At 65.8% G+C, this 11527-nt stretch carries 11 protein-coding genes and 3 pseudogenes; 9 read left to right on the top strand and 5 right to left on the bottom strand.

Annotated features, from left to right (window positions below):
- Nucleotides 1–644, top strand: a pseudogene (locus QSJ97_RS23840) (hypothetical protein); the annotation flags it as partial.
- On the opposite strand, the gene QSJ97_RS23835 reads toward QSJ97_RS23840, so the two are convergent.
- Together QSJ97_RS23835 and QSJ97_RS23830 are read right to left on the bottom strand one after the other, a co-directional pair.
- Complete coding sequence (locus QSJ97_RS23835) at nt 608–1069, bottom strand: hypothetical protein (RefSeq protein WP_285674969.1); 462 nt, start codon at nt 1067–1069, stop codon at nt 608–610. The pseudogene QSJ97_RS23840 and the gene QSJ97_RS23835 overlap by 37 nt on opposite strands.
- Before the next feature lie 254 nt (nt 1070–1323).
- Nucleotides 1324–1704: a DUF2147 domain-containing protein gene (locus tag QSJ97_RS23830; protein WP_285674967.1), complete on the bottom strand. Its 381-nt coding sequence runs from the start codon at nt 1702–1704 to the stop codon at nt 1324–1326.
- 544 nt (nt 1705–2248) lie between these two features.
- Here QSJ97_RS23830 and QSJ97_RS23825 point away from each other — a divergent pair.
- Complete coding sequence (locus QSJ97_RS23825; protein ID WP_285674965.1) at nt 2249–2413, top strand: hypothetical protein; 165 nt, start codon at nt 2249–2251, stop codon at nt 2411–2413.
- Between the two features lie 482 nt (nt 2414–2895).
- Here QSJ97_RS23825 and QSJ97_RS23820 read toward each other — a convergent pair whose 3' ends face one another.
- Nucleotides 2896–3918, bottom strand: a complete 1023-nt coding sequence (locus QSJ97_RS23820; protein ID WP_285674963.1) for an IS110 family RNA-guided transposase — start codon at nt 3916–3918, stop codon at nt 2896–2898.
- Nucleotides 3919–4194: 276 nt separating this feature from the next.
- On the opposite strand from QSJ97_RS23820, the gene QSJ97_RS23815 reads away from it, so the two are divergent.
- Entirely contained in the window at nt 4195–4647 is a 453-nt protein-coding gene (locus tag QSJ97_RS23815; protein ID WP_285674962.1) for an ester cyclase, read from the top strand.
- Between the two features lie 420 nt (nt 4648–5067).
- On the opposite strand, the gene QSJ97_RS23810 is transcribed toward QSJ97_RS23815, so the two are convergent.
- Together QSJ97_RS23810 and QSJ97_RS23805 are read right to left on the bottom strand one after the other, a co-directional pair.
- The gene (locus QSJ97_RS23810; RefSeq protein ID WP_285674960.1) at nt 5068–5961 is read right to left on the bottom strand and encodes a DUF6923 family protein; all 894 of its coding nucleotides are present in this window, start codon (nt 5959–5961) and stop codon (nt 5068–5070) included.
- A 116-nt stretch (nt 5962–6077) separates the two neighbouring features.
- A complete protein-coding gene (locus QSJ97_RS23805) occupies nt 6078–6203 on the bottom strand; it encodes a hypothetical protein (RefSeq protein ID WP_285674959.1) in 126 nt (41 codons plus the stop codon).
- An 84-nt stretch (nt 6204–6287) separates the two neighbouring features.
- Here QSJ97_RS23805 and istA point away from each other — a divergent pair.
- The 6 genes and pseudogenes from istA to QSJ97_RS23775 form a co-directional block, all read left to right on the top strand.
- Nucleotides 6288–7796, top strand: a pseudogene (gene istA / locus QSJ97_RS23800) (IS21 family transposase).
- A complete protein-coding gene (gene istB / locus QSJ97_RS23795; protein WP_285674958.1) occupies nt 7793–8569 on the top strand; it encodes an IS21-like element helper ATPase IstB in 777 nt (258 codons plus the stop codon). The pseudogene istA and the gene istB overlap by 4 nt, the downstream one beginning before the upstream one ends.
- 228 nt (nt 8570–8797) lie before the next feature.
- On the top strand, nt 8798–9334 hold the full coding sequence (locus QSJ97_RS23790; protein WP_285674957.1) for a recombinase family protein: 537 nt from the start codon (nt 8798–8800) through the stop codon (nt 9332–9334).
- A gap of 65 nt (nt 9335–9399) precedes the next feature.
- Nucleotides 9400–10017, top strand: coding sequence for a hypothetical protein (locus QSJ97_RS23785; RefSeq protein ID WP_285674956.1), 618 nt, complete (start codon nt 9400–9402; stop codon nt 10015–10017).
- Nucleotides 10018–10154: 137 nt separating this feature from the next.
- A pseudogene (locus tag QSJ97_RS23780) lies at nt 10155–11236 on the top strand (IS630 family transposase).
- A gap of 107 nt (nt 11237–11343) precedes the next feature.
- Nucleotides 11344–11527: Ros/MucR family transcriptional regulator (locus QSJ97_RS23775; RefSeq protein WP_285674955.1), on the top strand; the 184-nt coding region annotated here is incomplete at its 3' end.

Below are 11527 nucleotides of genomic sequence, written 5' to 3'. Positions count from 1 at the left end.
TTGGCCGTCTCGAGGCGGCCGTCCTCGACCTGCTGAAGACCGGCCTCATGCAGCCGGACGCGGTCGCGGCGTTCGTCCGCGCCTATGGCGAGGAGATCGACGCGCAGCACGGGAGCACGGCGGCAGACCGGGCGCGGACATCGCGGGAACTCGCGGCGGTGGTGCGCAAGCTCGACGGCCTCTACGACGCCATCGCCGACGGGCTGCGCACGCCGGGTCTGAAGGCAAGGCTCGAGACGCTGGAGGCCCGCAGGACCGAGCTGGAAGCAACGCTTGCCGCAGAGCCGCCGTCTCCGGTCCGCCTGCATCCGAACCTGGCGGAGCTCTACAGGACGAGGGTGGCGGCGCTCGGCGCGGGCCTCGCCGATCCCGGGATCCGGGACGAGGCGCTCGGCATCGTGCGCGGCCTCATCGAACGGGTCGTGGTTGGACAGGACACCGATGCGCCGACCATCGCGCTCGAGGGCGAGATCTGTGCGCTGATCGGGCTCGGCCTGCCCGAGGGCGCCGTTCACGATCTGGACCGGAGTACGGTAAAGGTGGTTGCGGGGGCGCGCAACCAGCGTTGTCTGCCGGCTCCGAGATGCCGCCTGGTGCCCCGGCAGGCTCAGTTTCGCAGATCCGGAGAGCCTGCACGCAGATGACCGACTTGGCTGGCAAGCATGGACCGGCAACTCTCGACGGCAGCCCTTCTCACCGGCGCGCCCGGCCATTCGCACGCGAACCCTGCCGTTTTGGAGGAGCCGGAACATGCGGAACGGCCCACTGGGCGATTTCCTCCCGCTCGGTAGCTGCAAGTTGCGCTGGCCGGCAGCGCCCTGTGCGCTATCCGGGCATCGACGCAGACGATCGGCAGGCCGCGCTTCTCCAGCTCACGGTGCAACCAGATCGACAGCAGGTCGCTCTCGTGCTCGATTCGACCTGACGCGATCTTCTTCTCAGCAAAGAGCCCGACGATTGCATCCGGATCCGTCGGCACGGCTACTCGCGCAACTGTCGCACCCGCATCGTCGAGGAGACAGAACGCCACCTGTTTGAGCGACACGTCCAGTCCGGCATACTGCATCATGGTCGTTCTCCTCTTCGCAGTGGCATTTCACCTTGTGACGCCGAGCCTATCTGACCTCGTGCGCCCGCAGGACGGAGAGCGACCGTCGCAATCACAGCATGCAACCAAGGAAGACCGGAGGCGGACCCCGGTCGGAGGTCCGCCCCCTGTGTGCGCAAGTTGTCCGGGCAGGCCATCTCCGGCCGGGTGGCCCGAATGCCGCTTGCCGGACCGCCGTGATCCGCGGAAGGGCGCGCGGGCGGCGGGTCCGCCGCCTATTTCACGCGCGTCCAGTCCTGCTCCTTGCAGAAGATCATCACGCAGCCGTCGACCTCGAGCGTGCTGCCCTTGACGGTCAGTTTGGAATCGTAGGTCTTGCCGTCCTCGGGGTTCCATATGGATCCGCCCGAGAGCTTGCCGTCGCCGTCGGGCGCCATGTCCTTGATGATCAGCTTGCCAAGATGCGCATAGCCCGGGTCTTCTCCCGCCTTGGTGAAGGCCCTGGTGATCGTGCCGCAGGACCTGGCGGCATCCGAGCCGCAGGGCGCGATCGTGACTTCCAGATATCCGCCGCGATCGTCGGACGCCGTTTTCCAGACGCCGTCGGCCCCGCCGGCCTGTGCCAGGGTGGGCACCAGCAACACTGCCGCGATCATGAACCACGATCTCATCGGTTCAGTCCTCCGTGATGCCCGATGCGGTCGCGCCGGGTCTGTCCGCGCCATGCCGGCCCGCGCCGGAATGCGATCACTGATCCGTGCATGATCGGTACTCCAGCGTCAACGTCTGTCCGGATGGCCGAGACCGGACCCGGTGTCCCCACCGGCAACGCAGGGCCGAAGCGAGATCTCCCTGTCGAAGTCGCCGGCCAGGCAATGCGCAGCAGCCCCCTGGCCGAGGCTCACGCTTGGATGGAGTCGCTCCTCCATCCGGCACGGGTCCGGGGTTGGCTGCCGTCGAGCTTGTGTTGGGCTGGGGCGACGATGGTCAATAGTCCCGCTGATCCCATCCCCGATAGTCTCGTTGAGGGGGCGCCGGGGCTAGCGCGCCCGGTTCGCTCAGCATGAGAAGTCCACGCCACCCGATCTGGTGACAGTGGCGGAGCCTTCGATGGCGGTGATCTAGACGATCACGGAGGATCGCGCCGCGCAGCTGCTCCGCCCGGCCGTGCCGCCGCCGGCGGCCTGCGCGGTGGACAGCGTGCCGATCCCGAGCGGGCGCCCGGCCGCGGTGATCTGCTCGGCGACCGAGACGCGGATCGCGGCGAACCTGATCCGCAACGGCGCCGATTGCTACCGGCTGCCCCGCGGCGCCGACGCGGGCGCGGTGCTGCTGGCCGGCTGCGAGGGCCGGCGCCTCGCCTGACCGGCGGGCTGGGCCGCCTTGGCCGAGCGCATCCTGCGCGCCCTCGGCCCGCACTATGGCCTCCGCGATATCGCCGGGCTGAGCGCGGCGATACGCTCCGCCCGCGGAACGTGAGCGGCACACCGGACCGCCTCCGCAAGCGCACCGCTCGTTGGCTGGGATGGTGCGGCAACGACGCCCGGCGACCCGTCCCAATCACCACCACGGCCGCCCCCACGCGGATCTTCCGTGATGGGCTCTCTGTTTGCGGCAGTGTCAAACTTGGTGGGTCGGTTGTCCTTCGGGGTCTGGGTTCTCTCCGAAGTCGGGTGCCGTGACCCGCTTCAACATGGCGTTCGGGGCTGATCGTCTCCAATGTAATTCGCGGGATCGGCGGCGCGTCGTGCCGTTGTCCCAGCCCAAATCCCGAGATCGATCCGCCTCCGTCCCGAGGGACGCTTGACCCGCCGCGCTTCGCCGGCGGGAACTCGTTGTCGGTCAGATCAGGCTGTGGCCTCCTTCTTCGTCCATTCGAACTCGGTGCCGTCGACCCAGATGCAATGGAGCACGACGGCGATCTTGCGGGCCGTCGCGACGGCCGCCTTCTTGTAGCCCTTCCTCGCCGCCAGGCGCATTGCCCAGCTCTTGAGCGACGAGAACCGTGTCACATGGCAGATCAGGCTCGTTGCGGCTTCGTAGAGAAGGGAGCGCATCGCGCCGCTCCCGCATTTCGAGATGCGCCCCGAGCGGTCGGTGTCGCCCGACTGGTATCGTCGCGGGGTGAGGCCGAGGAAGGCGCCGATGTCGCTCGCCTTTCGGAAGCGCGAGGCATCGTCGACCGTCGCGATGAAGCCGAGCGCGACAAGGGCGCCCACGCCCGGCACCGTCATCAGCCGCCGTGCGAGCGGACTTTCCTTTGCGATCGCTCTCAACTCCTCCTCGATCGCCGCGGTTGCCGTGCAGAGCGCCTTGTGCGCCGGCGAGAAGGTCTCGGCGAGGATCGCCAGCACCGGCTCCAGCTCCCCGGCAGCGGCCCGATGCCGCGCCGTCTTCACCGGTTCGAGCTGGACGCCGAAGGTCTTGAGAACGCCCCGCACATGGGACTCGAGATCCTTGCGCAGCCGACCCAACCGCTCCCGTGCCCCGATCAGCGTGCGCAGCCGATCCGACACGATGCTGCGGACGTGCACCTGCCGGTACCAGCCGGTGCGCGCAAGCTGCGCGAGCCCTTCGGCATCGGCGCTGTCCGACTTGTTGAGCCTGGCCGAGAGCGCCTTGTGCGCGATCCGGGCGTCGACACACACGATCGGCAGGCCGCGCTTCTCCAGCTCCCGGTGCAGCCAGATCGACAGCAGGCCGCTCTCGTGTACGATCCGACCTGGTGCCGTCTTCTTCTCAGCAAAAAATCCAACGATTGCATCCGGGGCCGTCGGCACGGCTCCGCGCGCGACCGTCGAGCCAGCTTCATCGACGACGCAGATCGTCGCCTCTTTGAGCGACACGTCCAGTCCGGCATACTGCTTCATGATCGTTCTCCTCCTCACAGTGGCACTTCACCTTGTGAGGCCGAGCCTATCGGACCTCGTGCGCCCGCAGGACGAAGAGCGGCCGCCGCAAACACAGCATGTAATTCCGGAAGATCCGCAATATGGGCTCCGATCGCAGCATCCGTCGCGATGGGAAGTGGAGCCGCTGTAAGGCGCGGCTCGAACCGATGGCCCGTCTGGATTGGCCTTTGGCCTGGCGCCACGGCGAAGGCCTGTTATCGTTGAAGAACATGGGACCCTGTAAGGTTGCAGCCAATGGACGAGCAAGAATGGGATCTTGGGGGCATGAAGCTGTCGGCCCAGAAGGAAATGGTCCGCATCTTTTACAAGGAGTTGTGGGATCGCGCAGACAAGACCCTGATACCAGAGTTATTCCACGCCGATTTCACCTTTCGCGGTTCACTGGGCCCCGTCCTCGTCGGGCACGACGGTTTCGCAGGATACGTCGATCTGGTGACCACGACGTTCGCGTCCTACACGACCGACATTCTGTCCATGATCGAAGAGGGTTCATATGTCAGCGGCAAGATGCGCTTCCATGGTTACCATCGCCGGGAACTGTTCGGCGTTCCTCCGAGCGGACGGCACGTGTGGTGGATCGGAATGCCGATCTTTACCTTCGATCAGGGTAAGATCCGGGACCTGTACGTGCTGGGCGACGTGCACGGTTTGATTACGCGGATGACCAGTGCGGAGCGAGCGATTTAAGAACGGGACCTCTTCGCCGATCTCAACGCCTTCTGGGCAAAAGTGGAAGACCGCTTTGCCCGAAGGCACAGCCGCCACGGACCGATGCGGCGGGTGTGCGTGCTCAACAATTGCAGAAACCGACCCTTGCTGCATGAGAGGCCGCACCCGCACAATGGCAATGACCCGCCGATCTCGCCCCCGAGCGTGGAGCAGGCCAGGGCGTGACGGCTGCGTGGCCGAGGCTGCAGATGCAGCCGGCCATTGAGGATCTCGGCGATCACGTGCTCGGGCGCGTCGAGCACGTCCTGGTAGGTCGCCCGCGACGTCGCGACAGCCCGGTGCTCGGTCACAGCGGCGTCCTTGGGGCGAATGGCAGCTCACGTGAGAATGAGGCTGGCCGGGTGCCCGGTCAACTCATGGCGCGGCGAAACGGTCTTTCTATGACTTGCCGGTCTCGAGCGCCCTCCATCGTGGACGGTCGCGCGAGCAGGGATGCGCACAGGGCGCGCGCCGTCTCACGAGACCGAACCCCAGGAGCCCGCCGAATAGCAGCCATCCCGCGGCGGGGAGCGGCACCGCGGCCGGCGCCGCCGCGATCGCGCGCACGAAGTCGGAGCCGAGCGGTCCGATCTCAGTCGCGGCCCCGGTCGCCGGATCGACGGTGAAGAGCGCCTTGCTTATGTCGTCTGTGGCGTAGAGCGTCCCGTCCGGCGCGAAGGTGAGGTTGAGCAGCGTGATGTCCACATCGGGCGCGGTTCGGTGCGAGCCGACCGCGGTGGTGGCGGCGGTCATCGGATCGACCGTGTAGAGCGTGTCATGGAAGATGTCGGTCACGTAGATCGTCCCGTCTGCCGCGACGGCGATTCCGTGCACGGCTTGTGTGAGGCCGGGGAGCGGGTTGAGGAGGCCCACGGCCGTGGCATCGGCCGACACAGGGTCGATCGTGATCAAGGTATCGGTCAGCAGGCCGTCGACGAGGTCGATCCCGTAGAAAGTTTCGTCCGGCGCGAAGGCGAGCCCGTCGACGCCCTCGAAATTGAGCACTCCCACGGCCGTGCCCGCACCCGTCACCGTGTCGATGGAGACAAGCGTGCTGACGGCCGGCGTGCCGGGCGAGCGCGATACGCCATAGAGCGTGCCATCCGGCGCGAAGGCGAGGCCGGCGATGTTGGCGTAGCCGATCGGCCCGATGGGCGTCGCGGCTCCGGTCGAGCGGTCCACCGAGAGAAGCTCGCCGCTCACGGCATCGGCGCCGTAGAGGACGGCCGCCTGGGGGGCGCTGCACTGAGAGAGGACCGTGAGCGCGGTGGCAAAGGCAATGGTGCGGATCAAAAGTCCAACCTCCTGAAAAGCGCCTTCAGGGGCCCCTCCGGAAGGCGGATTGCGGGCTTCCGGAACACCACTTCCAGACGCATGGGCTGCAACAGGCAGCGCCGGCTGCCCCTCGATCATCGCACGCTCAGCGCGGTGAGGATATCCGCGCCGAGCGACCGGGTGTTCTTGGGGTTGCCGTTAGCGTCGAGCACATCGACCCCGATGTCCTTCGTGAGATGGGCGGCGCAATAATCGGCCACGTTGATGCCCGGGATCGGCTCGGGAGGGCGGCGTAAAATCCCACCACTGCTAGCCTTCGGATCAAAAGGTCCGGAGGCAGGAGGATGTACGGCGTGGAGTTGTACGGGCTTGTCCGTCGCGCGGTGATGCTGGAGGGGCTGAGCCATCGGGCGGCGGCGCTGCGCTTCGGGATCGACCGGGGCACCGTTGCGAAGATGATCGCGAGCCCGACGCCTCCCGGGTACCGGCGGAAGATGCCGGTGCGCCGCCCGAAGCTGGCGGACCACGAGGGCTTCATCGAGCAGATCCTGGACGATGACGAGAGGGCGCCGGCCAAGCAGCGCCATACGGCGCGGCGGATCTTCGAGCGGCTGCGCGAGGAGCGCGGGTTCGACGGCGGTTATTCGACGGTGCGCGACTACCTGCGCTCGCGTCGGCAGGTGCGGAAAGAGGTGTTCGTGCCGCTCGCCCATCCGCCGGGGCACGCCCAGGCCGACTTCGGCGAAGCGACAGTGGTACTCGGCGGCATTGAGCAGAAGGTGCGGTTCTTCGTTATGGACCTGCCCCAGAGCGACACGGTCTTCGTGAAGGCCTACCACGCGGAGACCGCCGAGGCGTTCTGCGATGGCCATGTCGAGGCCTTCGCGTTCTTCGGCGGCGTGCCGCTCTCGATCCTCTATGACAATACGCGCCTCGCGGTCGCGCAGATCCTGGGCGACGGCACGCGCAAGCGCAGCCATCTCTTCGCGGCGCTGCAGTGCCACTGTGTCTTCGAGGACAGATAGGGCCGGCCGGCGAAGGGAAACGACAAAGGCCATGTCGAGGGCATGGTTGGGTTCACCCGGCGCGGCTTCATGGTGCCGATCCCGCATGCGCGCGACATCGACGAGCTGAACGCGATGCTCCGGGAGCGCTGCGAGGCCCGCCAGCAGGCGGTATTGCGCGGCGAGAGCGGCACGATCGCGGAGCGGTTGGAGAAAGACCGTGCGGCCTTCATGGACCTGCCGTCCACTGCCTTCGAAGCTTGCGACCAGCGCCCCGGACGGGTGTCGAGCCAGGCCCTCGTGCGCTACCGCAACAATGACTACTCGGTCCCTGTCGCCTACGCGCACCGCGAGATCATCGTGAAGGGCTATGTCGACGAGGTGGTCATCATCTCAGGCGGCGAGGAGATCGCCCGGCACCGGAGATCCTACGAGACCGCCGATTTCGTCTTCAACCCGCTTCACTATCTGCCGCTACTCGAGCGGAAGGTCGGCGCGCTCGACCAGGCCGCCCCGCTGCAGGGCTGGGACCTGCCGCCGGAGTTCGCGACCCTGCGCCGCCTGCTGACAGCCCGGCTCAACCGGAACAACCGATGTGCTGCCGGCAAGCGCGAGTTCGTCCAGGTGCTGCGCCTGATGGAGACCTGCCCGCTGGGCGCCGTCCACGCGGCCGTGAAGGACGCGCTCAGGCTCGGCGCGATCAGCGCGGACGCCGTGCGCCACCTGGTTCTCGCGAGGGTCGAGGGCAGGCCGGCGCGGCTCGATGCCGACCGCTATCCCCACCTGCCCGTGGCGACCGTCGGCAAGACCAGGCCGGCGGATTACATGACGTTGACGGGTTCGCCATGACCACGGCATCCGACGAGGCACCGGAGATCCTGCTCCGCCATCACCTCAAGAAGCTGAAGCTGCCCACCGTCCTGCGTGAGCACGAGAAGATCGCCCGCCAGTGCGCGGCAGAGGGTCTCGACCACGTCCGCTATCTCGCCCGCCTGATCGAGCTTGAGCTTCTCGACCGAGAGGCCCGAATGATCGATCGCCGGATCAAGGCCGCCAAGTTCCCCGCCCTGAAGACCCTAGAGAACTTCGACTTCGATGCCTTGCCCGGCCTGAACCGGAAGCTCGTCCTCGATCTTGCCCGCGGTGAGTTCGTCGTCCGCCGCGAGAACATCATCGCGCTCGGGCCCAGCGGCACGGGCAAGACCCACGTCAGTACGGGCATCGGCCTCGCGGCGTGCCAGCGCGGCATCAAGACCCGCTTCGCCACCGCCGCCGCGATCGTGCACGAGATGATCGAGGCGCAGGACGAGAAGCGCCTGCTCCGCTTCCAGCGTCAGCTCGCCGGCGTCGAGCTCCTGATCATCGATGAATTCGGCTTCGTCCCGCTCTCGAAGTCCGGTGCCGAGCTGCTGTTCGAGCTGATCAGCCAGCGCTACGAGCGCGGCGCCACCATCATCACATCGAACCTGCCCTTCGATGAGTGGACGGCCACCTTCGGCGACGAGCGCCTCACCGGCGCTCTCCTCGACCGCCTGACCCACCATGTCCACATCCTCGAGATGAACGGCCAGAGCTACAGACTCAGCCAGAGCCGCGCGCGAAAGTCGGCAAAGACTCCCTGATACCCCACCCGCCAAAAGCCGGCCCTGACGGGCCGGAGCGCCTAGGCACGCGCCAGCTATTCGGGGAGCGCACGCGCCAAGGCGCTCGCCAGTGACACTCGTCCGCCCTCAACCGGGGTGGCTGGATTTTGCGCCGCCATCGTGGCGGGCTTTCCGGCCGTCATTGACACGTCACAAACCCAGTTCTAATCCATGCCGGTTATGAGACGTTTGTGATACATTTTGGGTATGCTGATCGGATATGCACGCGTCTCGACCGAAGATCAGAACCTCGATGGCCAGCTCGATGCGCTCAAGGCGGCTGGCGCCGAGCGCGTCTTCACGGACAAGCTATCGGGCAAGAACCGACAGCGACCGGAACTCGCGAAGATGCTCGACCAACTCCGCGCCGACGACGCGGTGGTGGTGACCAAGTACGATCGCCTGGCGCGCACGCTACGCGACCTCATGGAGATCGTCGAGGCGATCCGAGAGAAGGGCGGCGGCATTCGCTCGCTCGGTGAGGTGATCGACACGACGACACCGGCGGGGCGGCTCTTCTTCCACGTCTTCGGATCGATCGTCGAGTTCGAGCGCGAACGGACCGTGGAGCGCACCAAAGAGGGCCTGGCCGCGGCACGCAAGCGGGGCAGAATAGGAGGACGCCCGAGCGCGCTCTCGCCCGAAGCGCGAGGGCAGGTGCGCAAGCTCCGTGACGATGGCGCGAAGACGGCCGAGATCGCCCGTATGTTCAAGGTCAGCCGCTCGACGGTGCTGCGCGTGTAGCTCTCACTTTCCCAAGGAATGGCCGTTTTGGGAAATGACGACGTGCCGAGAGGAGACAGTTCCCGATGTCGGCGAAACAAGAGAAGAAGAAGGCGGAGAAGGAGGCTAGCAAGTTCGCCCGACCGTTCGTGGTCCACAGCGCCGAGCGTTCGAAGGCACTGGCCGGCGCGCAGCTTGCTGACAAGTATTGCAATACCAAATGCGAGCTTGCAGTGAAGAGTCACATCTTCTGGCAGGACTCGATCAAGAGCTTCGAGGACGCTCTGCAGAAGAGTATTTTTGGCTTCATGCCGCTCTTCGGAAAGACGCTGGAACAGCAGGAGGCCGGCAAGGAATACGGCGGCTTCCTCAAGAGCGCCAAGCAGGAGCTGGCGACGGCCAATTCGATCCTCGCCTCGATCTCCTACAATCTGCGGAAATGGCGACGCGCACGCAGCGATCTCGTCAAGCAGCTTGCGGCCCTCAAGAAATGCCTCGGCAAGAAAGGCGCGCGCACGGACAAGGAAATCAAGGAGCACCAGAAGGCGATCAAGGCCGAGTCGGAGCTGCGGGTCTGGGCATTCAAGCAGAGCAAGGCGATGGATGAGCTGGAGAAGAACCAGAAGGTCAGAAAGCTGGCCGGAGCGTCGCTTTCCGCCATGCTCGCGAAGATCCCGCCGGACACCAAGGGCACCGCAATCTAGGTTCGCTCGGACCGCGCCTCGGCCGCGGGCCCGCCAGAGGCGCCTTGCAGTTTTGCGCATCGCCCCTAGTGGTCTGACCGATACAAAAGTTTCTGCTCGAGGGTTCCCTTCCAGCGTCACTCGTGCGAGCCCGGGGCATGGTCACAGGAACATCACTCATCGTCTCTGACGCGGACCGGGCGCGGCTTGGGCGGATCCTCGCCGACCGGAACAGCGCGCAGAAGCATGTCTGGCGGGCAGAGATCGTGCTCTTGAGCGCCGTGGGGCTCGGAACTGCCGCGATCATGCGCGCCACGGGCAAGGCGAAGAAGACGGTCTGGCGCTGGCAGGCGCGTTATCTGGAAGCCGGGGTGGAGGGGCTTCTGCGCGATGCCACGCGCCCTCCGGGCAAACAGCCCATTGTCGCGGACAGGGTGGCCGAGGTGGTGCGCCTGACACAGGCACCGCCGCCGCACGAAGCCACGCACTGGACGGCACGCGCCATGGCCAAGGCTACCGGCCTGGCGGTTTCGACGGTGCAGAAGATCTGGAAGGCGCACGGGCTGGCGCCGCATCGCTGGCGGGTCTTCAAGCTCTCCCGCGATCCCGCCTTCGCCGAGAAGCTGCACGATATCATCGGGCTCTATGTCAGTCCGCCGGCCCACGCGGTGGTGCTCAGCGTGGATGAGAAGAGCCAGATCCAGGCGCTCGACCGGACGCAGCCGGGCTTGCCGCTCAAGAAGGGCCGTCTCGGCACCATGACGCACGACTACAAGCGCAACGGGACCACGACGCTGTTCGCGGCGCTCGACACGCTGACCGGCGAGGTCTTCGGGCGGAACATGGCCCGCCACCGCCATCAGGAGTTCATCCGCTTCCTGAATGCGCTCGAGCGCGAGATCCCGGCCGGCAAGGTGGTGCATGTGGTGCTCGACAATGTCGCCACGCACAAGACGCCCGAAGTCATGCGCTGGCTCGAGCGCCACCCGCGCTGGACGTTCATTTCACGCCGACCTCGGCCTCCTGGCTGAACGCGGTCGAGGGGTTCTTCGCCAAGCTGACGAAGCGGCGCCTGAAGCGCGGCGTCTTCCATTCGCTGGTCGACCTGCAGTCCGCCATCAACAGGTTCATCGCCGAGCACAACGAAACCGAAGCCAAGCCCTTCACCTGGCGCGCCGATCCCGACGCAATCATCGCCGCCCGCTCGAGAGGGTTCCAAGCGTTGGAGTCACACCGCTAGCCGCCGCTGATGGGCAGCGGCTTATTCCAAATTAAAAAAGAAAGTTGTATAGGCACATGAACATAAGCTTACGAACAACCTACTATTTTTCAAACATGAATACAGTGATGTATATCAATGTGTATATTGCATTCCGCCATGTATATATAAAAACCGTGTCGGAATATAATTTGTCGGCGACGACCGAGGCGGTCCTTGATAAGTTGTCGGAACTTGGCAATCTGCAAGTGGAACCCGAGGTCGAACTGAAGCCCGAGGTGCCGATCAAGAAGTCTGTTCAGGATGATCATC

It is taken from the genome of Paralimibaculum aggregatum (genome assembly GCF_030270585.1).
Classification (GTDB): Bacteria; Pseudomonadota; Alphaproteobacteria; order Rhodobacterales; family Rhodobacteraceae; genus Thermohalobaculum; species Thermohalobaculum aggregatum.
The sequence above is the reverse complement of the archived record's forward strand: the minus strand, read 5'-3'. Positions and strand labels throughout refer to the sequence as shown.